This window comes from Nostoc sp. JL33, assembly GCF_017114985.1.
GTDB lineage: Bacteria > Cyanobacteriota > Cyanobacteriia > Cyanobacteriales > Nostocaceae > Nostoc.
The window spans coordinates 1-23,509 of sequence record NZ_JABXKP010000095.1 but is presented as its reverse complement, the minus strand read 5'-3'; the positions used below and the strand labels follow the sequence as shown (position 1 = coordinate 23,509).

The following is a 23,509-nucleotide window of genomic DNA, read 5'->3' as shown; positions in this document are numbered from 1 at the left end:
TAGCTCGTAATCATAGTAGCTCACCTGCTTAAGAATTATTTTATAAACACCCTCTTAGGCATTGACAAGAAATACCAAATAATGAATCAAGGTTAAAAACCATATCTTTCGTAAGCGCACAGCATTGCTGTGCCCCTACAGCATGATCTATTTACGTAGTTTACCGCCGTAGGCATCACAGGATCATTAAGAAAAGCCTGAAAACTTCCTCAAGATCGTTAATTGACATCACGATGCATTTGTACAGTGCGTAAGTCCTATAATGTTCAAAATCTTAAATGAGAAAAGGGACAAGGAAGAATTGTTGAGCAAGTTTCTCCCTTGTCTCACCCATGAAGACAATCTCTGAATACTGAATCAACGTTCTAGTAGAGTCTTACCCCTTGGTTATAAGCATTTACAAAACTCGTGTAGTCATACTCGACTTGAGTTGCATAGTCCACCGCAAAGTTAACAATTTCCTCTTTGAATACAGCCTTGTTACGGCTCACAATATCAGTCACTTCTTTGTCAATACTTACGGAAATAATCGCAGCGTCATAGTCTTTATCAGAGATTGCATGGTTCTTGGCAACGACCTTCCCTACATATCCCACCGCATCCATGAATTTTGACTTAGTGGTTAGCAACGTATAGTCAAAGTCCACTTTGTAGGGTGATTTTTCATGCAGCATAAAGGGGATATTACTGACCGTAGTGTAGCCAACTAACGGATCAGTATTGGAGAGCATCGCTTTCGTGGCGATCGCCACCCTCGCACCTTCTTGATTTCCGTAAACTGAAGTTGGCAGCAGACCTGGAACTGCGATCGCCTCCGGTGGGCGGAACGCCATCGCCACGGCGCTACTGCCTTCCTGCTTCATCTCCAAAATGCGATCGTCGTCGGTTGCTGAACTTGGCCCCTCAATCAGCAAGTAATATCGGTACTTACCAAGACTACCAATGCCTGAACCTAATTTGATCCGAATGTCCTTGAGGGTATAGGAACTATTGTTATAGCGCTTACTGCTAGGAATTGAGGCGATGTAGCTGCTCATAGCACCAGCAATATCGGAATAGGCGCTGCTGGATACAGGCTGAAGTTTCTTTTTTGTTTTGAAAACTTGATTGCCACTATTATTTAGCAGCGTGTAATTACTTAGAAAATTAGAACGGCTCTTACCTGATGCTTCTTGGATCAAATCCTTTACCACACCGTTCGTATTGCCAGATTCTAGACGATAGGACAGTTCGTCGTTGGTTCCCTTAAAGTCACTCATCTTATTGAGATAAGCATCCAAGAAATTGCGGACAATATCCTCAGCATCACTTGAGTTAAGACCGTTCTCTTTAGCTGCTAACAGAATGGAGACTGCCATACGTCGCAAGTCCCAAACGTAGGGGCCAAGATAGCCTTCATCAAAGTCAGTGGTATCAAAAACGTTGTTGTCATTGCTATCTCTGATCCCCCCAAGATTTTGCAGATGCATATCTCCCCCTAACCAGATGGCTGAGGTTGAAGAATTTACAAATCCTGAACTTGGTAAGGTCTGCATATCACGATAAAAAATGTGATCTGTTCCCCGATAAAAGGCGAAGGGGCTAGCTTTCATCTTTTGCATCTTCGTTGCCAGTTCTTGAGGCAATTGAGAAGCAAAGGGATGATTGTATTGGTAAATTTCATTCTCCACCCAAGTTGAACGGGGAGTTGCAGCTTGAACTGGAGATGCAAGCCCCAAAATAAAAATTAAGACAAATATAATTGCAGATATGTGTTTGAGCATGACAGTCTCTTAGGCGTAAAAAAATTGACTCTTGTGTAGAGGCAATCATCCAACAACAATTCTTTTACCACCTTGAGCCATAGCTGAGAAAGTGATTTAAAGCACAATACAACAACTATTCATGGAATAACTCTTGTGGGGATTGACGCCCTTATAGCCCAGCCTGGAATCGAACTAGGATTTCTCGGAACCGATTAACTCGCTGCAAGCCGTCCTAGCTTAAACTATTGGGCTATCTTAGTTTAGTCACTGGGGATTCATGGCAAAGGGTTGAAAAAGGTAAAATTATTAAAGAAATTAAAGAACCGCCAGAACATAATCATGTCAGCTATCCAAACAACAGTGGTTCTTGCCATGACGGCCGATGGAAAGATTAGCGCCGTAGATCCGAAAGCGCCTCGTGATTCCGATGTAGCTGATCAAGCACACTTGGAGTATCAAGTCTCCCTTGCTGATCTGGTCTTGGTAGGAGCAGGGACGATTCGGGCTGAGGGGTCAACCTTTACAATTCGCAATCCCGAACTGTTGGCAGCACGTAAGGTTCGGAATCAGCCTCCCCAGCCCATCACCTGCGTTGTCTCAGGTTCCCTTGACCTATCGCTGGACTTGCCTTTTTTGAGCCAGGACATTGAGCGATGGATATTTACGACACGGACTGGTTTGAAGCGCAATTCTGATGCAACAACCTTGCAAAAACTAGCTGAATTAATTGATTTGGGAGATACAGACCTAGACTGGGATCGAGCCTACACCTTGATGGCAGAGCGGGGTATTCACAAGATCGTTGCTTTGGGAGGTGGCTCTTTAACAGCTTCTCTAGTCCAGGCAAAGCGAATTGACGATTGGTGGTTGACAATTTGGCCTGTCATTTATGGAGGAAAGCACGCCCCTACCCCAGTGGAGGGAGAGGGTTTTGTTCCTAATGCTGCTCCTCATCTCCAACTCGTCGAAACTCGTCAGGTTGGAAGTGAGTTGTTTTTACACTACCGTACACTCAACTGAGAATGCGCTGATACTAAAAAAGCGCCCTCCCAGATTGGGAGGGCGCTTTTTAATTTAGCTAAACTTTACTATTTAACCGTTGATAGCAGGAGCGGTTAGAGCTACAGGAGCAAAATCACCAGCAGCCAAATCTAGGGGGAAGTTGTGAGCGTTGCGCTCGTGCATTACTTCCATACCCAGGTTAGCCCGGTTGATTACATCTGCCCAAGTTGCAATCACACGACCTTCAGAATCAATGATTGATTGGTTAAAGTTGAAACCGTTCAAGTTGAACGCCATTGTGCTTACACCCAAGGCGGTAAACCAGATGCCGATTACAGGCCACGCTGCTAAGAAGAAGTGCAAGCTGCGGCTGTTGTTGAAGGAAGCGTATTGGAAGATTAAGCGACCGAAGTAGCCGTGGGCTGCAACGATGTTGTAGGTTTCTTCTTCTTGACCGAACTTGTAACCGTAGTTAAGGGACTCAGTTTCGGTAGTTTCACGAACTAAGGAAGAAGTAACAAGAGAACCGTGCATTGCAGAGAACAAACTTCCGCCGAATACACCTGCTACACCTAATTGGTGGAAGGGGTGCATTAAGATGTTGTGTTCTGCTTGGAACACGATCATGAAGTTGAATGTTCCAGAAATACCCAAGGGCATACCATCAGAGAAAGAACCTTGTCCGATGGGGTATACCAAGAATACTGCACTTGCTGCTGCTACTGGTGCTGAGTAGGCGATCGCAATCCAAGGACGCATTCCTAAGCGGTAGGATAGTTCCCATTCACGACCCATGTAGCAGAATATGCCAATCAGGAAGTGGAAAATTACCAATTGGTAAGGGCCGCCGTTGTACAACCACTCATCTAGAGAAGCTGCTTCCCAAATTGGGTAGAAGTGCAAGCCGATAGCGTTGGAGGAAGGTACTACTGCACCAGAGATGATGTTGTTTCCGTAGATTAAAGAACCTGCAACTGGTTCACGGATTCCATCGATGTCTACTGGAGGTGCGGCGATGAAAGCGATTACGAAGCAAGCGGTGGCGGCTAGCAGGGTGGGGATCATGACTACGCCGAACCAACCGATGTAGATACGGTTGTTGGTGCTGGTGATCCACTCGCAGAACCGATCCCATACGTTGCCGCTTTCGCGACGTTGTAAGGTTGTTGTCATTGTTTTATAAATGCGATTATTTGTGAATGAATTTAGGTAGCTTTGACTACCTGTTACACATCTTAAATAATTTATTGCGTTTTGTAAAGTACTTTCAGAAAAAAATTTTCTCTTGGGATTTACGCACCCGCAACAGAAAATCCCCAATCGGCTGAGAAAGGGGACTTTGCGTAAATTCTGTTCTAGAAATTTTGTAAAAACCTCTTAACGAAACTAAACACTTTCTATATATATTCTTCTTCAATTCCCTGCTGGCTGCTGGGACATTGAGTCTACACCCACTTCTGGTAAAGGTGGACGCACAGATAAATAAATCAATGGCCCGAATAGCGGTATCAATGCTATTAACCAGAACAACTGCGGATTTTTCCAGCTGCGACGCGCCATATCATCCCCTAACAATGTAGGAAATAAGAGGCAAAGTAGGCAGAAATCTAAACTCATCACATTGATGAAGCGGTTGGTTTGCCACTGTTGTACAAAACTGTCCCAATCTCCTGCTGTTAAACCGTAGGCAACTAGAATAACCGTGGCTACAGTCAAGACAACCCCAGTCACACGAGAATCTAGCAGCTTCAGCAAGGCATTCTTTTTACCGACAAAATTATTATTTGGTTCTCGTAGGGCTAAGTACGGCAACAAGGCAAAAGCACCAACTGCGAAAGAGGCGATCGCAAATGGCCAAGCAGGTATTTTTTGCCCTCTGCCATCAATAAACACAACTGCACTGTAAATAAGAGGCCAGATGCCCATGAGGTTGAATAGGGCGATTACTAACGGGTTAATGCCCTGCCACTGACCAATAGAAAGGTTTTTAATTAACTCCAATGTACCGGGTTGCTCAGGAGGAGCCAGGAAAAAAGCATAGGTAAGGAGTCCCAGCCATAGAACGCCAAAGGTGATTTTTCTAACCATGAAAGATTTAAGTAGTATTAATTATTGATTTTGCCGCTACAAATTGGGCTTATCTGCCTGCTATTGTATTATTCACTGCTTAAACCCGTAGCCACTTGTCCCTAAATATCAGATGATCCGATTAAGGATTGAAATAACTGAAAGCTTCTGAGAGGTAATCAGCAGCAGATGCTACGACTGCGATCGCACTTTCATAATCTAGACGTGTTGGGCCCAAAACTCCCACACTTCCTACTGGTATTGAACCTCGGCGATAGTTGGAAGAAATCAAGGTGCAGGTGCGTATCGGTTCTAGTGGGTTTTCTGCGCCAATACGAACCGTTACCTTTGGTTTACTACCCACATCCTCAGGCTCTGGTTCCTCAAATATTAATCGCCATAGTTGGTCTTGTTCTTCTTCCAGCAGGTGGATAATCGTTTGTACTTGCTGTAACTGGGAAAATTCCGGCTGGCGTAAAACTTCTGACACACCCCGAACCATAATTTGGGTTGCAGTCGGTGCAAGCGTGCGACGAGTCAATTCCGCAACTGAATTTTTTAAGAATTCCCCGTAGCGTTGGAACTCCTGATCTAGTTCGCTCCAGTCGAGGTAGGCTAATTCCAACAGACTTCGCCCCCGCAAGTGGCTATTCAAAAAGTTAGAAACAATCTGCAACTCGCGATCGATTACCTCTGGATCGCGTTGTGTTTCCTCTGGTACTGGCGACAAATCCATCAACTTGGAATGTGTCTCATAACTATCTGTCACCACAATCAGCATGATCCTTCCGGCTTCAATTTGCACTAATTGCAGATGTCGCACTAGCGCTGTAGTCGTTTGCGGCATGGTAATCAAGCTAATGCAACCACTCAAGGTTGCTAAAATTTGTGCAGCTCCTTGCAGTAGGGTTTCTAAACTCCAATCTTCCCACTGGAGACTCTTTTGCAGTGCTACCTCTACTTCTCGCCCTAAAGTTTCCGTACCACTTCCCTGCGGGACGCTACGCGAACGTGGAAGCAAGCTAGCAAGAGCGTCTGTCTGCGACACGCTGCGCGAACGCAGAGAAGGTGTCATTAGCTGGTCAACATAAATGCGATAGCCTGAGTCAGAAGGTACTCGTCCGGCGGAGGCGTGTGGTTGATAAAGTAAGCCAGACTTTTCTAAAACGCCCATCACATTGCGAATTGTGGCTGAACTTACACCTAGGTCGTACTCATCAACCAAAGCTTTTGAACCAACAGGCTCTGCTGTAGCAATATAGTGGCGTACCGTTGCCCAAAGTATATGCTGTTGTCGATTTGTTAACTGGACTTCCATATGGCATGTTTTACTGAAGGCAAATTTTAATCAAACTCTGAAAAAATTTCTGGATTTGATCGCAAACAGAGATTATTAATAATTAATTAAGATAGCAAATTAGGCAGTTCTCTAATGATAAGTATTTTTAAAGCTTACGTGCTGATTTTTTGAGAATGCGCTTGAAATAGGAGCTAGACTTGTACTGCAAAAGCTGCATTTAATTGTAACCGTATTTTTGCATAATTTTAAACTTATAACAGTATTATGGAATACGTATTTTTTGGGAATAGCTGATATATTTGGGTCGAAAAGCTCTGTGAATATATACTCACTAGCCAAAGGTGTAAATTTTTCCCTCAAAACCCTAAGTTGATCCAGTCCTATTTTTACAATAGCAGAAGCCAGCTGGAAGAGTAAATTCCAGCTGAGTCATGAATTCAGTCAGAAATTAATATTGGGGAATTGAAGGATCAACTAATAGGGAGTAGGCATCAATACCACCGGAAATATTTTGTACATTTGTAAAACCTTGAGCAATTAACCACTGGCACATTTGGGCAGAGCGGATGCCGTGGTGGCATAGTACAAGGGTTTCAGTTTGAGGATTGAAGAGAGTGGGTACTTCATCTCCCCATTCGGCAAATTGACTTAGAGGTAGATTGACAAAGCCCTCAATGCTTGCGATCGCCAATTCTTCTGGCTCACGCACATCTACTAGCTGAATACTTGCATCACTAGAAGATAGACGTTGTGCCAGTTCTTTTACACTAATATGGTTCATCAGTTCCCTGTCATGAGGTTTCTGTAAACAGTCCTAATACTATTTATGGTGACAGAAAATCTCTGCCTTGGCATGAGCATCCATTCTCAAGAGGCTGATTAATTCTGGTAAGCTTTCTGCTTAAATGGCTGTAAACCGTCTTTTTTAATAGGTTTAATGTGAATAGGCAACGTTCATTTATCGGTTTTATCGTCGCTGGTGCGATCGCACTGCTAGTAATTGCGATCGCTGGGTTTTACTGGTTTTTCGGCAAAAGTCCGGCTAACCTGATTGCTTCTACCTCTAGGTCTGGTTCAGCCATATTCGTGTCGAAACTTTCCCCTGTAATGGTATCATTACTGGCGAATCCTGACCGTTTGCAGGCGTTGGAGCAGGAAGAGGAACTATCTAAACTCAAAACCAGCTTATTCGCCAAGAGTGGCATAGATTACAAACAAGACATTCAACCCTGGTTAGGGGACGAAATTACATTAGCTATCACCACCTTAGATATTGATCGCGACCGAGAAAACGGACAGCAGCCAGGGTATCTATTGGCACTAGCAACCGAGCAACCGGAGAAAAGCCGCGAGTTTGTCGAGTTGTTGTTTTCCAAACGCGCGTTAGGTGGGGCAAACTTAGCTGTTGAACAATACAAAGGCGTAAAGCTGATTTACGACAATCAAGAAGTAATCACAGAAGGGAAAATCCAAAATCCAAAATCCGAAATCCAAAATTATCTAGCTGGTGCTGTTGTTGGTGAAGGCTTTGTGTTGTTTGCCAACGATCCGAAGGTGCTGCGAGATGCGATCAATAACGTCCAAGCGCCCGATCTGAATTTGACTACCTCCCCCGAATACCAAAAAGCTACCAAACAACTTCCCAAAGATGGTTTAGCTGTAGCTTTCTTAAATCTTCCGATTGTGGCAAAATGGCAAGGCTTAGAGTTACCAGAACAACTTTATAACAGCCAAATCATATCCTTGGCGTTGAACCCCAAAGGATTGCTAGCAGAAACCACCTTTCTGGCTTCATCGGAAATTGTCTCTCCATCTGCACCGCTATCTAAACCTGTGGGAGCATTGCAGTATATTCCAGCATCCGCAGGTTTGGCAATTTCCGGCTCAAATTTGAGTAATTTGGGTGACAGTGATTTAGCCAAACTCTGGAGACAAGCGACAGCAACTCTATATGGTTCTGAGGAAGATGTGGTTTCTCGGTTAGCAAAACCTTTGGCGGATGTTCAAAAACGCTGGGGTATAAACTTACCAGAGGATATTTTTAGCTGGGTACAGGGAGAATATGCCATAGCATTGTTACCTCAAGAACAAACAACCCCCCATTGGATTTTTGTGGTAGAAAAATCCGAGGGTGTAGAACAAGGCGTTGCTCGTTTGGATGCGATCGCTTCATCCAACGGACTCAGTATCAATCCCCTAACTATAAACAAGCAAAAAATCTCCGCTTGGACAGAGTTAACTACGGCTACAAAAAAAACTGATGCCAAAGAAGGAGCATCTTTCAGCATTGAAACAAAAGTGCGAGGATTGCATACAACTTTAGGAAATTATGAAATTTTTACGTCTGACTTAGAGACGATGGATGAAATTCTCACAGCCAAGGATAATTCGATAATTGACAATCCCAATTTCAAAGATAGTATCGCTGCAATTCCCTTACCAAACCAAGGCTATATATATCTTGACTGGACAAAGAGCCAGAATTTGTTAGAGCGTCAAGTACCGATTCTCAAGCTAGTAGAAGTCTTAGGTAAACCATTTTTTAACAATCTGCGATCGCTCACAGTCAGTAGTTATGGAACTGAGGCGCGATCGCTCAAAGGCGGCGTTTTCTTCAAACTTCATAATTCGTAAGATTCTCATAAAAGCTCAAAGTGCAGAAGGTAAAAAATTCTTTTACCTTCTGCCTTTTTTTTATGATATTTACGTAGATTTTCTGTAACATTTGCCATTTGTATTTGTAATCCAATACAGTTCAGTTAGCGCCAAAAACCCTAAACTGGGTAGGTTGGGTTGAGGAACGAAACCCAACATTTCCGGGGCTTTGTTGGGTTGCGCTTTGCTTAACCCAACCTACAATTTTTCTTAACTGAACTGTATTGATTTGTAATCTAGCTGTATATGTTGAATTTTTACTAAGATTTCATATAAGGAATTGCTTGCTGGTTAATTTCTTTCACAATAAGAATAAATCTTTTGAAGTTTTCAATAATAACCATGAATTCCATTAAATTAAATGATTTATTAAAATGATTTCCATACAATTTTTGATAATCTTCCATTTGAGTAAAATGAGCAATTTCACCATAAAGCAAAGCTTCTAAAATCTCTTTATTTGTATAATACGTAGTATGATGTTCACGCTCATTAATCCAAATTATAGATTCTATTGAAAATAATAGACCTCTTGCAAAAATCCTTGAATCACCCCTCCCCAATACATCGGGGAGGGTTGGGGAGCCACTGCGTTGGGCGGCTTTGCCGACTTGAAGCAAGTGGCGTGAGGGGGCAAGATTTCAAGTTTCCCCCCAATATATCGGGGGAATTAAGGGGGGTCTATTCGACTTATGCAAGAGGTCTAATGATTCTTTCTTAAGGAAATTATTAAAGTTACTTCTAGACTCTACAAAACCATCTTTTAATTCATTGGGTATCTCTGGGTTACTAAACTTGGGGAATTGTAGCTACTGTCTAGATCAAGAAACAGCCTAGCAACTAGCTGCCTGCTTTGAAAGCCATTACTTGTGGCACATTTTAATCTGGCACAAGTAACTGAAATATCACTGAAGTTTTTTCATTAGAATATGTATATATCACTACTAATTTAAAAGCCTGTTGGAGGGCTACTATGAAATACTGTCGCCCCCGACTTCAGTTTAAAAGCAGCTGGCTGTTGGCTATACTTACGGCCATAACAGTTAGCCCTGCAATAGCAGAGCCAGCAAATTTTGGTACTTTAAATTTATCAAAAAACTTTGATCCAGCACAAGGAATAGTGCATGGGTTTACAAGTGGTTCTTACTCATTGTCTGCCATAAGTAACCGCGATCGCGATCAAAAAGCCTGTATTGGCTTTGCCGATCCCAATCCAGATCATATTATGGTTTTGGAAAAGGACTTTTCCGAGCTGACAATACAAGTCGATAGCAACAACAACGACACCACTTTACTGATCCAAGGGCCAGATAAAACAACAATTCGTTGCGGCGATGACACCGGCAAAAGTAAAGATGCTAGCGTTAGCGATCGCAACTGGAAAAGTGGCACCTATCAGATTTGGGTAGGTACATTTAATTCTGGGGTTAAGCACGATTATACTCTGACAGTGGAGCAGCAGTGAAGTGGGGAGTGGGGAGTGGGGAGTGGGGAGTGGGGGGATGAGGGAGATGAGGGAGATGAGGAAGAAGAACTAACTAATCCCCAATCCTCAATGCCCTGTTTGGCCCATGCCCCCCATTCCCAATTTTTATGTGTAACGTCTGAAAGGATAATATGGGAGAGTAGCTTTTTGTGCTTTCCGAGGGTGCTATCTCGTGCTATCTATAATGCGTGCTGACTTTAGTATCATATTTGAACGTGACCCAGCTGCCCGTAACTGGTTGGAAGTTTTATTTTGTTACCCTGGTTTGCAAGCCCTGCTATTCCATAGGCTGGCTCACTGGCTGTATACTATTGGTCTTCCCTTTATTCCCCGCCTGATTTCTCATTTGGCTCGGTTTTTGACTGGAATTGAAATCCACCCTGGTGCAGCAATTGGGCAAAGTGTGTTTATTGACCACGGGATGGGTGTAGTAATTGGCGAAACTGCGATCGTCGGAGACTATGCGCTAATTTATCAAGGTGTCACCCTTGGGGGTACTGGTAAAGAATGTGGCAAGCGCCATCCCACTGTGGGCGAAAATGTCGTAGTTGGAGCTGGTGCCAAGGTGCTGGGCAATATCCAAGTTGGCAATAATGTCCGTATTGGCGCTGGGTCTGTTGTTCTAAGGGATGTGCCGTCAGACTGTACTGTAGTGGGCGTGCCTGGGCGGATTATATATCGTTCTGGAGTCCGGGTTGCACCTCTTGAACACAATAACTTACCAGATTCGGAAGCTGAAGTGATTCGTGCTTTAGTAGACCGGATTGAGGCGCTGGAAGAACAAATACAAACTCTTCAGCGCACCAACTCTTCTGAAAAAACTCTTGTCTTGACAGGTTGTGTAGCTTCTAACCAAGCTGATTTATCACAAAATGCTCCTGTGTGCAGCCTTAAAGATAAGGCAATACAGCAGTTTCTAGATGGTGCGGGTATTTAAATCAAGTTAGGAGTTAAGAGTGAGGAGTGAGGAATAAAAATTATCTTTGCACCTTCCAACTTATAACTCCTAACTGACAAAATTAAGGATTAATTTCTTCACAAAACCATTCCTGATTTTCATCGCGGCGATAAAACTTTCTATTCTGTGGTTCGCCTCGCAATTCTAAGTGGTCTACCTGCACTGGGTCGAGTAGCAGTAAACAAAAATTAGGCACTGGTTGCACGGGGTCGGGTGCTGGTGGCTCAAAAGCTTCTAATTCCTGGACTCTAGGTTTACCGGGATGAGGCCAAGCAAACTGTAAACGTGCAGCATCACTCAGTTCTTGCCAAATGTCTATGCGGGCTGGCTGTAAATCCTGGTGAGAATCATCACCACTGACCAGGGTCAAACAGCCATTGATTCGGAATTGTTCTCGTGTATTCGGGAAATACCAGCAAACTTCTGCCCAAGGTTGTTGCTGTATGTAGTCAGCTTTAGCGCTACGACTATCGGTGATAAATTTTAGCTGGTTTGTATCTTCCAGAAAGCCGCGAAAGACTAGGGTACGATTAGCTGGGCGACCGTTTGCCTGCACCGTTGCTAGTTGGAGGTAACGGGCATAAACAAGGCTGCGGTTGCGATCGATAGCACGAGCGATCGCGCTTCGCCAAGGAGCAAGAGTCATTGTAAAGTTCCGTACCTAAGCATTGAGTATACTACTGTTAACAAAACAAAAACACAAATTTTCTAATTATATATAAATGGTTACAATTCCAATAATAGATTTAACTGCGTTTACCAATGGCGACACAATAACTCGGCAAACTCTTATCAAAAAAATCTATCAAGCTGGCCATGAAATTGGCTTCATGTACTTACAGAATTCAGGAATATCAAAAGACTTGATAAGGCAAGTATTCACTTACAGCAAATCTTTCTTCAATTTACCTTTAGAAGTTAAGCAAAAGCAAGCTTGGAGTGATAAATTTAGTAACACAGGTTACGTTGGTCTTGAGAGAGAACGTCTTAACCCCAATAAACCAGGCGACCTGAAAGAGGCGTTGAATTTAGGCAAACAAGAGGCTGTAGACATAGATGCTTCTATTGTCGCCTTTTATGATAGTTGCACAGAACTTGCTAACACGATACTGCAAGCATTTGCTTTGGCGTTGGAATTGCCAGAAGATTTTTTTATAACAAGACACAATCAACAAAATCATACCTTGCGCTCGCTCCACTATCCCCGATTGCAGACACCACCTAAACCCGGACAAGTGCGTGCTGGTGAGCATTCCGATTATGGTAGTATTACCTTACTTTTCCAAGATGACGTTGGGGGGCTGGAAGTACAGACAATATCTGGAGAGTGGATTGCCGCACCTGCAATTCCTGATACTGTAGTAGTCAATACTGGCGATTTAATGCAACGGTGGACAAATCATGTGTTTTGCTCAACCAAGCATCGAGTGATGATTCCCAGCGATAACAGGGTGAACCAGTCCCGATATTCTATCGCTTTTTTCTGTCATCCTAATGATCATACAGAAATTGCTTGTCTGGAAAGTTGCCAGAAAGAACAATCGCCTATTTATCCCCCTATCCTTGCAGGAGAATATCTTTTACAACGTTTACAAGCAACTTATGGTAATTCGTAATTCGTAATTAAGAAAAATATTTAATATGAAAACCTACGACTGGATTGTGGTTGGCGGTGGAATCGCGGGTGCAGCACTGGCATACGAATTAGTAAAAACTGGCTTTTGTGTACTTTTGTTGGAGCAATACAGCAGACCACAGAATGCAACTCGTTATAGTTATGGTGGACTTGCCTATTGGTCGGGTACTACACCACTAACTCGGCAATTGTGCGAAGATGCGATGTCTACGACTGGCTACGCCTACGCGCGTTACCATATCTTATCTCAAGAGTTAGACGCTGATATTCAATTTCGGGAATTAGATTTATTACTAACGATTTCAGCCGCCAGTGACCCAGAAGCAACTGCTGCATTATATAAGGATTGTGCCATTCCACCGCGTTTACTGAGTGTACAAGAAGCTTGTGAGTTAGAACCACTGCTAAATCGAGAGGCGATATCTGGGGCTTTAACTCTTAAACACGGTCATATTCACCCAGAAAAAACAGCACAAGCCTACATCCAAGCCTTTCTGCGGGCTGGGGGTGAAATGCAGATTACCCAAGTATTGCAAGTATTGAAAGATGGTGTAAAAACCACCACTGCAACTTTCCACAGCGCTAAGGTTGTCATTTGTGCGGGTGGACTCAGCCGCCAGCTTCTAAAATCTGCTGGTATTCCTATCAAGCTGTATTTTACCCACGCAGAAATAATTGAAACCCCACCTGTAGATGTGCAATTACGCACTTTAGTTATGCCAGCTAATGTGCAACGGTTTCAACTAGAAGCTAAATCTTCTCAAGTTGATGAATTGTGGAATCAACCAGGTAATGAGCCACTACCGCCAATTTTAGATGCGGGTGCGATTCAGTTTCAAGATGGTAGCTTCCGCATCGGTCAAATTAGCCGCGTTCTCACAGATCCTCATGCCAAAGTAAACTCAGAGGTAAGTGAAAAATGGTTGCGAAAAAGTATAAAGCAAATTTTGCCAACTTTAGAGAATTTACCAGGAACTTGGTATCATTGCTTAGTGGCATTTAGTAGCGATCGCCTACCCTTAATTGGTACTATTCCTGGATTTGAAAGCATTCATTTATTTTCTGGTTTTAGCAATCCTTTGGTGATTATACCACCTTTGGCAAAGCGCTTTGCTAATTTTGCATCTGGCAAAAAAGATGAGATTATTATCCAGCTATCTCTTCATCACTGATAATAATTTCACAATCCCAAGCTTAACAAATTTTAATATTGTAAAGTTATTTTTTTGTTACAAAATCAGCCATTTTGTATAAGAAGTAACTTTTTACTAGTAAACTATCGCACTATCATCACACTTTAAAGTTTAATATTGTCAGCTTTCTATTAAGTTGGTTGATTGATCAAGAGGAAAATTCATAAAAAGATGAGAAGACAATTTAACAGACGCAAGTTTTTAATCTACGGTTCTTTAACTTTTGGAAGCAGCTTTTTTCTGAAGGCTTGCGCGAATAATTCCCCAACTGCTACAGAGAGGCCAGCAGCACCTCCTACTGCTTCACCAGCTGCTGCTACTGCTGGTGGCACAATCAAAGTAGGTATTTTGCACTCTCTGAGTGGCACAATGGCTATTAGTGAAAAAAGCGTTGTCGATGCAGAAAAATTAGCAATAAAAGAAATTAACGCTGCTGGTGGTATCTTAGGTAAACAAATTGAAGCAGTTACCGAAGATGGTGCTTCTAACTGGGATACTTTTAGAGAAAAGGCAACTAAGCTAATTGATCAAGATAAAGTCGCTGTAGTTTTTGGTTGTTGGACATCTGCTAGCCGCAAGAATGTGAAGCCAGTATTTGAGAGCAAAAACCATATGCTCTGGTATCCTGTGCAGTACGAAGGTCAAGAGTGTTCTAAAAATATTTTCTACACTGGCGCTGCGCCAAATCAACAAATCGAACCATCTGTTGATTGGCTGTTAAAAAATAAAGGGAAAGAATTCTTCTTAGTTGGTTCTGACTACGTTTTTCCTCGGACTGCTAACACAATTATTAAAGCTCAACTAGAAGCTTTAGGCGGAAAAATAGCTGGTGAGGATTATTTACCTCTTGGCAATACAGAAGTTACACCTATCATTACTAAAATCAAGCAAAATTTGCCCAATGGTGGTGTGATTTATAATACTTTAAATGGTGATAGCAACGTGGCTTTTTTCAAACAATTGAAAGGGGCTGGATTGACACCAGAAAAATATCCCTCTATGTCTGTTAGTATTGCCGAAGAAGAAGTCAAAGCAATTGGTGTAGAGTATCTCAAAGGTCACTATGCAGCTTGGAATTACTTCCAAACAGTAGACACACCTGCTAATAAGAAGTTTGTTGCAGCTTTCAAAAAAGAGTACGGTGAAAATCGGGTGACAAATGACCCAATGGAAGCAGCCTACATCGCAGTTTATTTGTGGAAGCAAGCAGTAGAAAAAGCTGGTACTACAGACATAGCAAAAGTGAGTGCTGCGGCGTATGGTCAAACCATAGATGCACCTGAAGGTAAAGTGACAATGGATGCCAATCATCACATATCTAAAATTGTGCGGATTGGTCAAGTTAGGCAAGATGGTTTATTTGATATTGTCTATGCTACTCCGACAGCAGTTGAGCCAGTTCCTTGGAATCAATTTGTAAAAGAGACTAAGGGATTTGCTTGTGATTGGACTGACCCTGCTAAAGGTGGTAAGTACAAGAAAGTTTAATTCATTAGTCCATTTCTCGTTTCCAGGTAGAACCTGGAAATGCACCTCATTGCGGCTCTGCCGCTTCTACAGGAGGCAGAGCCTCCTAATAGGCATTCCCAGTCGGAGACTGGGAACGAGGCAAGCTGAATATATAGGGGGAAAAAGTGTTAGCAGGATTTTTAGAAGCTATATTTAATGGTATTAGTATTGGTGCTGTATTATTAATTGCCGCGTTGGGATTGGCGATTATATTTGGCCTGATGGGCGTCATTAATATGGCACATGGTGAATTGATGATGTTCGGCGCTTATACAACATTTGTTGTGCAAAATGTTTGTAAGCAATTGGGCGGGGTATGGTTTGAAGTTTATATATTTTTGGCTTTGATTATTGCTTTTATATTCACCGCTACTGTGGGATTAATCTTAGAAAGAAGCGTGATTCGTTATCTCTATGGACGCCCTCTAGAAACTCTCCTAGCAACTTGGGGAGTCAGTCTGATTTTTCAGCAGTTTGTTCGCAGCGTGAATTGGGTATTGATAATTGGCATAGCTATATTTTCTCTATTGTTTTTTGGAGGTTTATGGATTTTAAATTCTCGCACTGATTTGGGAAGAGTTCGTAACTGGATTGTGGCAGTGATATTTTTATTATCGCTGGGGGTGACAATGACAACGGGCAATTTATTGAGTCAAACTTATCAGCTAGCAGTGACTAAACCTTGGTTTGGCGCTCAAAATGTGGATGTAACTGCGCCTACTTGGTTACAAGCGGGGATATCTTTAGGTGGTGTACAATTACCCTTTGCCAGGTTATTTATTATTGCTTTAACAATAATCTGTGTGGCGGGAATTTATTTATTTTTACAACGTTCTAGCTGGGGTTTAAGGATTCGGGCTGTGACGCAAAACCGAAGTATGAGTGCTTGTTTGGGTATCCCAACTCAAAAGGTTGATGCGATTACTTTTGCACTAGGTTCTGGTTTAGCTGGTGTGGCTGGATGTGCTATTAGTTTGCTAGGTTCTGTAGGGCCAAATACGGGACAAAACTATATTATTGATACTTTTATGGTGGTTGTCGTTGGGGGTGTGGGGAATTTGGCAGGTACGATTGTGGCAGCTTTGGCTATTGGTACGGCTAATTTTTTAATTGGTTCTGGGACTCTGGCTTTGTTGTTGACTCCTGTTAAGCCTTTGGCTGATTTGTTTACTTTTTTTGCGACGACGAGTATGGCTAAGGTGATGGTATTTGCACTGATTATTGTGTTTTTACAGTGGAAGCCTGGGGGGATTTTTCCGCAGAAGGGACGTACTGTTGATGTTTAAACGAACCGCAGAGACGCAGAGGACGCAGAGAATGAGGAAGAGGGGAGGAGGGTTATTAATTGAGGTGGGGGTGGTGGTTGCGATCGCACTTTTCCTTATAATTATTATGCCACTGTTGCTTACGGAGTTTCGTCTAAATTTGTTGGGACGATTTTTGTCGCTGGCGATTGTGGCTTTGGGTATCGATTTGATTTGGGGTTATACTGGTTTACTAAGTTTGGGACATGGTATTTTCTTCGGTTTGGGTGGATATGCGATCGCAATGTACCTGAAACTGCAAGTCCCTACTGGTGAATTGCCTGATTTTATGGGACTTTATGGGGTTACGGAACTTCCCGCCTTTTGGCAACCTTTTTATTCTTTTCCTTTGACAATAGCTTTTGTAGTACTAATTCCAGGGTTATTGGCGGGATTATTGGGATATTTAGTTTTCCGCAATCGCCTTAAGGGAGTTTATTTTTCTATCTTGACTCAAGCCGGAACTATTGTATTTTTCAACTTCTTTAACGGTCAACAACAACTTTTCAACGGTACGAACGGACTCATCGATTTTACAACCTTGTTTGGGGCAACGGTCAGCGATGCGAAAACGCAAATGGTTTTCTACATCCTGACGGTAGTGTTTCTCGCAGCCATCTATGGGATTTGTCGCTGGTTGACAAGTGGACGCTTTGGGAGGTTGTTGATAGCTATTCGTGATGATGAAAGTCGGGTAAGATTTTCTGGCTACGACCCGACAGATTTTAAGGTGCTGGTGTTTGCAGTTTCAGGTGCGATCGCAGGCATAGCAGGAGCATTTTACACCATCCAGAGTGGTTCTATCTCACCCAGATCAATGGATATTGCCTTTTCGATTGAAATGGTCATTTGGGTAGCTGTAGGAGGACGCGCTACTTTAATTGGCGCGATTGTTGGAACTTTGTTAGTAAATTATGCCCGCACTTTTTTAAGTGAACAATTTGCGGAAATCTGGCTATTTTTCCAAGGCGCACTATTTTTGATAGTTGTCACAGTGCTTCCTGACGGCATAGTGGGATGGTTGCGTAGTCAGAATATTTCTCTTTTCAATCGCCGCCAACAAATTGCTACATATCCCACCTTGGAAGAAGATGCCGAAGTGCAACATGAACGCGAAAATATTGGAAACTGAAAACGTAACTGTTAGTTTTGACGGTTTTAAGGCTTTAAATCAGCTTAACTTTAATATGGATGTGGGTGAATTGCGGGTAGTAATTGGCCCCAATGGTGCGGGAAAGACAACATTTCTGGATGTGATTACGGGAAAAGTGCAACCAAGTGTTGGGCGAGTTATGTTCAAAGGAAGAAACCTACGTTCTTTACCTGAACATAAAATTGCGCGGTTAGGAATTGGGCGCAAGTTTCAAACACCCCGAATTTACCTGAACTTAACGCCCCGCGAAAATCTAGAAATTACCAGTAACAAGAAGAAAAATGTCTTTTCTACTTTGTTTGAACGTTCTAATGCTGTTGAAAAAAATAATATTAAAGGATTATTAGAAACTATCGGTTTAACTCCTAAAGCAGACATCAGAGCCGCTTTACTTTCTCACGGAGAAAAGCAACGTTTAGAAATTGGAATGTTAGTCGCACAGTCTCCAGACTTATTACTTGTTGATGAACCCGTTGCTGGTTTAACAGACGAAGAAACCTACAATATCGGCGAATTACTTTTAGCACTTGCACAAAGTCATTCAATTTTAGTAATTGAACACGATATGGAATTTGTGCGTCAAATTGCCAAGAAAGTAACGGTATTACATGAAGGTTCGGTGCTGTGCGAAGGGAATTTTGAGGAAGTGCAAAATGATTCTCGTGTGATTGAAGTATATCTAGGAAAACAGGAAGACTAAATTTTTAGCTCTACAAAGCTTAGATATACTATAGTCACAAGCTTAGTGTATGAGGAAATATGAGGTTTAATGTAACGGTTGATCGTGATGAAGATGGTGCATGGATAGTAGAATGCCCCAGCATTCCGGGTTGTGTCAGTCAAGGTCAGACTAAGGAAGAAGCACTAGAGAATATCAAAGATGCGATAGCTGCCTGCCTACAAGTTCGTGCCGAGCGCGGTTTGCCACTTACCATAGAGACTCACCAAGTAGAGGTTGTGGCTTAGTTATGGCGTCTACTCTTCCTGTTCTTAGTGGACGTGAAGTCGCTCGTGTGTTTGAGTCATTTGGTTGGGAAGTTGCACGTCAAAGTGGAAGCCATATCATCCTGGTTAAGGAAGGAGAGTTAGCCACACTGTCTGTTCCTGAGCATCGTGAAGTAGCAAAAGGAACGTTGCGAAGTTTGATTCGCACTGCAGGGCTTACAGTCAACGAGTTTGTTTCTGCAATTTGATGCGGAGTGCATCCCAGTTTTTATTTTTCAATAAGATTCTATTTGCTTGGTAATTCTGGTCGGTTTGCACTGTTAAACACCTGCTCTACTGTTAGCACCCAATCAGCAATTATCACTGATTCCATGCAAGTAGCACCTGTAAATACCTTATCCTCATACTGTCCGTCTACCCACTGGCAAATTGTAATTTGTTGCATCTGCGGGTCAACAATCCAATACTCTAATATTTCCCTAGCAGCATACTCCGTCCGCTTGTAGCGATAATCACGAACATGGTTCGCCGTACCCGGAGAAACAATTTCAATCACTAGCGCAGGCGGCGGCATATCACGGGTGAGGGTGGCACGAGTAGCACCGATAAGGGCAGCATAAGATTCTTCTGTGTGAACCATTAAGTCAGGTAAACGACATCTCGAGCGTCGGCCTGCCACCTCAATTTCTGTATCCTTGTGAGCAACTAAATAAAAAGGGAAATGTTTTAGTAGTTCAACGAATAGAAATCTTGCCAGATTACTATTTTCCTGACTTTCTGGTGGCATCTCGACTAGTTCTCCATCCACCAACTCATAGCGCGTGTCTGTACCATCGTCATAGGTAAGATACTCCTCAAAGGTCAGCAGTTTTTGGGTTTTCGTCGTTTGGGTCATTTGCTTTGCCTTCTTACCCTACACAGACTACCACTAAATGTTATTGCTATTCTAATCCAATAGAAGATTTCACTTTCTCATTTAGGACTGCTATATACATGACTATGACAGGTCATAAAGATACACAAAAAGCACAAGTTAAGCGCCTGATGCACCAGATTCACAATTAGCTGCTAGGAGTGTACGAGAGAGTGCGCCAACGCGAACACTCTACTTCGTTGCATTTGCAATGAGGTATCATAAGGGATTACCGGACTCCTAATGAACCGTGGTTTATTACTGTCTTAACAGAGCTATTACCAGTTAAAGACTTGATATGAAAACTAACAGTTAAAAATTATTTTATGCTAAAAATCTCTAACCTTAACGTTTACTACGGCGAAAGCCACATTCTCCGCAATGTAGATTTGAGCGTACCATCTGGGCAAATGATATGCCTAATTGGACGCAATGGTGTAGGGAAATCTACTTTACTAAAAACAATTATGGGTTTACTCAAACCCCGCAGTGGTACAATTAATTTAGCTGAACAATTAATCAACTCCAAATCTCCAGACCAAAGGGCAAAGTTGGGAATTGGTTATGTTCCCCAAGGACGAGAAATTATCCCCCGTTTGACAGTCAAAGAAAATCTGCTGCTGGGGTTGGAAGCTAGACGCAAACCAGTAAAAAAAGCAGAAATTTCAGAGGAAGTTTTTAGCTTATTCCCAGTATTGAAAACCATGCTTTCGCGGATGGGTGGTGATTTGAGTGGGGGACAGCAGCAACAATTAGCGATCGCGCGTGCTTTAATGGGAGAACCTCAATTACTCGTCTTAGATGAACCCACCGAAGGTATTCAACCCTCCATCATCCTAGAAATTGAAGCCGCAGTCCGTCGCATCGTCGAAACCACAGGCATTTCGGTTTTATTGGTAGAGCAACATTTGCACTTTGTTCGTCAAGCTGATTACTATTACGCTATGCAAAAAGGTGGTATCGTCGCCTCCGGTTCAACAGCCGAACTCAGTCAAGATGTGATTCAACGCTTTTTAGCTGTTTAATTTTTGATATTTCTATATCAATTGTATCTGAAGCAATCAAGTCTGCTGCTTCTTGTAAAAGCTCATTTTGTTCCTTTTGAATTGCTTCCAAACGATGAGAAATTTCTGCTAATCGTTGTTGCTTACTTGGTTGAAAATTTTCAGGTAGTAAAACTGGTAGGTTATCAATTGTTTCAGTAGCAGTCATTTGTTGAACAGCAAAACTGCCAACTTTAGTTAAGGATAAAAAACTAACTTCAATCAAAGCCTGAAGCAATTTGAACGGAACTTGCAGTATTGACCAACTAGCTGTTTCAATCAAGCGGACAATAGCTTTGATGATGCTCCAAAGTAGAGCAAGTGTAAACAGCAAAATTACTACACTAATAATTGGGTGATTAGTCGCCCAACCTAGTATTTGAACTAACCTAAAAAATATTGGGTGTTGTATCAGCCAATCACTTACAGAAGATGCCAACGCATCTTTAACTGCGCCCGATGTTGTACTCTTAAATTTATCAGCAGTTTGCCAAGTTTGTTCTAAGCTTGTCGTAACTGTATCAATTGCTTTATCAGTCGTTGTAGTTGCTGTTGCCTTTAAAGACTCCCCAGCTTGCTGTGCTGAGTTACTTAGAGAGTTAACATTTTCACCCACAAAATCTTTCACATTTTGCAAGCGTTGTAAAACTCCGTTAGGCAAATGTATGTCTATTTGGGATACCATAAAACATTTCACCGAGGTTGAAATCGAACCCGCAACCCATCTTTAGGACGATTGCTGGGAAATAACACTGTCTCTAAACTTTGATTTGGTAATATCTCCCAATGATAATTGCGTAGAAGGCAGGCCGCAATAATCTTCATTTCCATTTTGGCAAAGGCTATACCAATACAGATGCGTGGCCCACCACCGAAACCAACTAAACTAAAAGGATACTTTTTGTGTTCTTGGCGCTCTTGACTGAAACGATCTGGATCAAAACGCTCTGGTTCAAGGTAGATTTCCTTTAGGCTATGAGTTAGGGACTGACAAATAAAAAAATACTCAACTACTTCTTGTGGGGTGGGCGACACGATAGCCCTAAGCCAGAGGCGGGCTTTTCGGCCCACCCCACAAGTAGTGGTAATTTATTTGTTGGAAGTCCCTTATCACAATTGAATAAAGCAACTGCCAACCAGCACAGCACTACTGCTAATATTACCTGCTTCCCATGACCAGCTACTAAAAGCGTAGCCAGTCTGGTAAAACAAAAATAGTCCAAAGAGGCTGCCGACAAGATTTCCCAAGCTGCTGAGGGTAGCGATAAAAAAGTTAATACGATACTCCAAAGAGGCTGCGATCGCAGTACCCTAAAATAGTCTTAGTACTTTCAAATATCTTCGGATCTTGCACCCTTAACCCAAAACCTGCCATCTGTCATGACATTTTCCCAAATTAAACAATAACTTTACGCAAATTTAATATTACTTTTTGTTCAGGAAAATTGCTAAACGTTAAGATGTTGTGGGTCTATTTTTGAAAGGTAAGAAATTCTATGCATCTGGATTTACCACAACTGATTAAATCACTCGGCTACTTTGGGGTATGGGCGATTGTCTTTGCTGAATCTGGCTTGTTAATTGGTTTTTTCCTGCCTGGAGATAGTTTATTGTTCACTGCTGGATTTGTCGCATCTCAGAATTTACTCAACATTTGGGTTCTGATTTTTGGTGCTTTTATTTGTGCAGTCTTAGGTGACAATGTTGGCTATTTTACTGGGCATAAATTTGGCAGAAGGCTATTTCAGAAGGAAGATTCATGGTTGTTTCGTAAAAAACATCTTATCAAAACCCAAGATTTTTATCAACAACACGGTAAAAAAACGATTGTTTTAGCACGGTTTTTACCTATTGTACGGACTTTTGCGCCGATTGTGGCTGGGATTGGTGCGATGCATTATCGAACATTTATGTCTTACAACTTAATCGGTGGGTTTCTTTGGACATTCGGCATCACCATATTAGGGTTTTTCTTAGGAAAATCTCTGCCACCTGAACAGGTAGATAAGTATTTGTTACCGATTATTGGATTAATTATAGTTGTTTCTTTAGTGCCATCGATTATTCATCTAATACAAGAAAATAGAGCAAACAAAAGTTGAAATATTTTTTGTAGCTCCCTAGTAGATGTATTTTTGTATAGATGTTTCTCAATTGCCACGGCTGTTTTGCTGGGAAGTAAAATTAAACTCTGACGTTAGCTAGGGGTTAATCGCAGAATTAGCCCTTTTTATCAAAAAAGTGCCAACGTCTGCTTTTAGCCGAACAACATATTACACCCACGGCCGAGTACCTTAGACATCTCCAGAAATTAAATATGCGTTACCCAGAACCCTTGTAGAGACGTAGCACTGCTACGTGTCTACATTCTTTTCTGGAGATGTCTCTTGATTACTCAACATTGGTTTGGATTTTCTAAAGGCAAGCGCAGTCGTTTGCGAAATTCTGGGTTATAGCAGGCTTGATCCCAATTTTCGGCTGCTTTTAACTTTTGAAAAGTTAGGTGACGAGCGCTTTTCAAGTTGGCAGTCTTGAGGTTGGCACCTTCAAGGTTGGCATTTTCAAGGTTGGCATTTTCAAGGTTGGCATTTTCAAGGTTG

The 23,509-nt window shown here is 42.2% G+C and carries 25 protein-coding genes and 1 pseudogene; 14 read left to right on the top strand and 12 right to left on the bottom strand.

Going from position 1 to position 23,509, the window contains the following annotated elements:
* Positions 1-365: 365 nt before the first annotated feature.
* A complete protein-coding gene (locus HWQ23_RS28545) occupies positions 366-1,763 on the bottom strand; it encodes a DUF2252 domain-containing protein (protein ID WP_292836288.1) in 1,398 nt (465 codons plus the stop codon).
* Positions 1,764-2,084: 321 nt separating this feature from the next.
* Between HWQ23_RS28545 and HWQ23_RS28540 the strand changes: the two genes are divergently transcribed.
* Positions 2,085-2,765: a RibD family protein gene (locus tag HWQ23_RS28540; protein WP_292836285.1), complete on the top strand. Its 681-nt coding sequence runs from the start codon at positions 2,085-2,087 to the stop codon at positions 2,763-2,765.
* A gap of 72 nt (positions 2,766-2,837) precedes the next feature.
* On the opposite strand, the gene psbA is transcribed toward HWQ23_RS28540, so the two are convergent.
* The 4 genes from psbA to HWQ23_RS28520 all read right to left on the bottom strand — a co-directional run bounded on the left by psbA (position 2,838) and on the right by HWQ23_RS28520 (position 6,895).
* Positions 2,838-3,920, bottom strand: coding sequence for a photosystem II q(b) protein (gene psbA / locus HWQ23_RS28535; protein ID WP_292836282.1), 1,083 nt, complete (start codon positions 3,918-3,920; stop codon positions 2,838-2,840).
* A 240-nt stretch (positions 3,921-4,160) separates the two neighbouring features.
* A complete protein-coding gene (locus HWQ23_RS28530; RefSeq protein WP_292836279.1) occupies positions 4,161-4,835 on the bottom strand; it encodes a DUF2834 domain-containing protein in 675 nt (224 codons plus the stop codon).
* Positions 4,836-4,956: 121 nt separating this feature from the next.
* Positions 4,957-6,132 (bottom strand): HrcA family transcriptional regulator, encoded by a 1,176-nt coding sequence (locus tag HWQ23_RS28525; protein WP_292836276.1) that lies wholly within the window; start codon positions 6,130-6,132, stop codon positions 4,957-4,959.
* A 430-nt stretch (positions 6,133-6,562) separates the two neighbouring features.
* Positions 6,563-6,895 carry a rhodanese-like domain-containing protein gene (locus HWQ23_RS28520; RefSeq protein WP_292836274.1) on the bottom strand — a complete coding sequence of 111 codons (333 nt, stop codon included), beginning with the start codon at positions 6,893-6,895 and terminating at the stop codon, positions 6,563-6,565.
* A gap of 158 nt (positions 6,896-7,053) precedes the next feature.
* Here HWQ23_RS28520 and HWQ23_RS28515 point away from each other — a divergent pair, with 158 nt between their 5' ends.
* On the top strand, positions 7,054-8,748 hold the full coding sequence (locus tag HWQ23_RS28515; protein WP_292836272.1) for a DUF3352 domain-containing protein: 1,695 nt from the start codon (positions 7,054-7,056) through the stop codon (positions 8,746-8,748).
* Between the two features lie 281 nt (positions 8,749-9,029).
* Here the strand turns inward: HWQ23_RS28515 and HWQ23_RS28510 are convergent, their stop codons facing one another.
* The gene (locus tag HWQ23_RS28510) at positions 9,030-9,389 is read right to left on the bottom strand and encodes a hypothetical protein (RefSeq protein ID WP_292836270.1); all 360 of its coding nucleotides are present in this window, start codon (positions 9,387-9,389) and stop codon (positions 9,030-9,032) included.
* 353 nt (positions 9,390-9,742) lie between these two features.
* Here HWQ23_RS28510 and HWQ23_RS28505 point away from each other — a divergent pair, with 353 nt between their 5' ends.
* The gene (locus HWQ23_RS28505; RefSeq protein ID WP_292836267.1) at positions 9,743-10,234 is read left to right on the top strand and encodes a hypothetical protein; all 492 of its coding nucleotides are present in this window, start codon (positions 9,743-9,745) and stop codon (positions 10,232-10,234) included.
* 193 nt (positions 10,235-10,427) lie between these two features.
* On the top strand, positions 10,428-11,192 hold the full coding sequence (cysE, locus tag HWQ23_RS28500) for a serine O-acetyltransferase (protein WP_292836265.1): 765 nt from the start codon (positions 10,428-10,430) through the stop codon (positions 11,190-11,192).
* 82 nt (positions 11,193-11,274) lie between these two features.
* Here cysE and HWQ23_RS28495 read toward each other — a convergent pair whose 3' ends face one another.
* Positions 11,275-11,859: an Npun_F5749 family FMN-dependent PPOX-type flavoprotein gene (locus tag HWQ23_RS28495; protein ID WP_292836262.1), complete on the bottom strand. Its 585-nt coding sequence runs from the start codon at positions 11,857-11,859 to the stop codon at positions 11,275-11,277.
* 76 nt (positions 11,860-11,935) lie between these two features.
* Here HWQ23_RS28495 and HWQ23_RS28490 point away from each other — a divergent pair, with 76 nt between their 5' ends.
* The 8 genes from HWQ23_RS28490 to HWQ23_RS28455 all read left to right on the top strand — a co-directional run bounded on the left by HWQ23_RS28490 (position 11,936) and on the right by HWQ23_RS28455 (position 19,201).
* Positions 11,936-12,829 carry an isopenicillin N synthase family dioxygenase gene (locus tag HWQ23_RS28490; RefSeq protein ID WP_292836259.1) on the top strand — a complete coding sequence of 298 codons (894 nt, stop codon included), beginning with the start codon at positions 11,936-11,938 and terminating at the stop codon, positions 12,827-12,829.
* A gap of 25 nt (positions 12,830-12,854) precedes the next feature.
* The gene (locus HWQ23_RS28485; RefSeq protein WP_292836257.1) at positions 12,855-14,021 is read left to right on the top strand and encodes an NAD(P)/FAD-dependent oxidoreductase; all 1,167 of its coding nucleotides are present in this window, start codon (positions 12,855-12,857) and stop codon (positions 14,019-14,021) included.
* 192 nt (positions 14,022-14,213) lie between these two features.
* A complete protein-coding gene (gene urtA, locus HWQ23_RS28480; protein ID WP_292836254.1) occupies positions 14,214-15,530 on the top strand; it encodes an urea ABC transporter substrate-binding protein in 1,317 nt (438 codons plus the stop codon).
* 146 nt (positions 15,531-15,676) lie between these two features.
* Positions 15,677-16,837: an ABC transporter permease subunit gene (locus HWQ23_RS28475; RefSeq protein ID WP_292836252.1), complete on the top strand. Its 1,161-nt coding sequence runs from the start codon at positions 15,677-15,679 to the stop codon at positions 16,835-16,837.
* A gap of 31 nt (positions 16,838-16,868) precedes the next feature.
* Positions 16,869-17,987, top strand: a complete 1,119-nt coding sequence (gene urtC, locus HWQ23_RS28470; protein WP_292836250.1) for an urea ABC transporter permease subunit UrtC — start codon at positions 16,869-16,871, stop codon at positions 17,985-17,987.
* On the top strand, positions 17,962-18,708 hold the full coding sequence (gene urtD, locus HWQ23_RS28465; protein WP_292836248.1) for an urea ABC transporter ATP-binding protein UrtD: 747 nt from the start codon (positions 17,962-17,964) through the stop codon (positions 18,706-18,708). Before urtC ends, urtD begins: the two co-directional genes overlap by 26 nt.
* A gap of 59 nt (positions 18,709-18,767) precedes the next feature.
* A complete protein-coding gene (locus HWQ23_RS28460) occupies positions 18,768-18,974 on the top strand; it encodes a type II toxin-antitoxin system HicB family antitoxin (RefSeq protein WP_109007382.1) in 207 nt (68 codons plus the stop codon).
* A 2-nt stretch (positions 18,975-18,976) separates the two neighbouring features.
* A complete protein-coding gene (locus HWQ23_RS28455) occupies positions 18,977-19,201 on the top strand; it encodes a type II toxin-antitoxin system HicA family toxin (RefSeq protein ID WP_292836245.1) in 225 nt (74 codons plus the stop codon).
* Positions 19,202-19,239: 38 nt separating this feature from the next.
* Here the strand turns inward: HWQ23_RS28455 and HWQ23_RS28450 are convergent, their stop codons facing one another.
* The gene (locus HWQ23_RS28450) at positions 19,240-19,848 is read right to left on the bottom strand and encodes a Uma2 family endonuclease (protein ID WP_292836243.1); all 609 of its coding nucleotides are present in this window, start codon (positions 19,846-19,848) and stop codon (positions 19,240-19,242) included.
* A 344-nt stretch (positions 19,849-20,192) separates the two neighbouring features.
* On the opposite strand from HWQ23_RS28450, the gene urtE reads away from it, so the two are divergent.
* Positions 20,193-20,891: an urea ABC transporter ATP-binding subunit UrtE gene (gene urtE / locus HWQ23_RS28445; RefSeq protein WP_292836240.1), complete on the top strand. Its 699-nt coding sequence runs from the start codon at positions 20,193-20,195 to the stop codon at positions 20,889-20,891.
* Here the strand turns inward: urtE and HWQ23_RS28440 are convergent.
* The 3 genes and pseudogenes from HWQ23_RS28440 to HWQ23_RS28430 all read right to left on the bottom strand — a co-directional run.
* Positions 20,854-21,594, bottom strand: a complete 741-nt coding sequence (locus HWQ23_RS28440; RefSeq protein ID WP_292836237.1) for a hypothetical protein — start codon at positions 21,592-21,594, stop codon at positions 20,854-20,856. The two genes, urtE and HWQ23_RS28440, sit on opposite strands and share 38 nt — an antisense overlap.
* An 8-nt stretch (positions 21,595-21,602) precedes the next feature.
* Entirely contained in the window at positions 21,603-21,944 is a 342-nt protein-coding gene (locus tag HWQ23_RS28435; RefSeq protein WP_292836235.1) for a cytochrome P450, read from the bottom strand.
* Positions 21,945-22,073: 129 nt separating this feature from the next.
* Positions 22,074-22,211, bottom strand: a pseudogene (locus HWQ23_RS28430) (ABC transporter permease); the annotation flags it as partial.
* Positions 22,212-22,405: 194 nt separating this feature from the next.
* Between HWQ23_RS28430 and HWQ23_RS28425 the strand changes: the two are divergent.
* On the top strand, positions 22,406-23,011 hold the full coding sequence (locus HWQ23_RS28425; RefSeq protein WP_292793046.1) for a DedA family protein: 606 nt from the start codon (positions 22,406-22,408) through the stop codon (positions 23,009-23,011).
* Positions 23,012-23,304: 293 nt separating this feature from the next.
* Here the strand turns inward: HWQ23_RS28425 and HWQ23_RS28420 are convergent.
* Positions 23,305-23,509 (bottom strand): pentapeptide repeat-containing protein (locus HWQ23_RS28420; protein ID WP_292836232.1); only part of this gene is annotated, 205 nt, incomplete at its 5' end.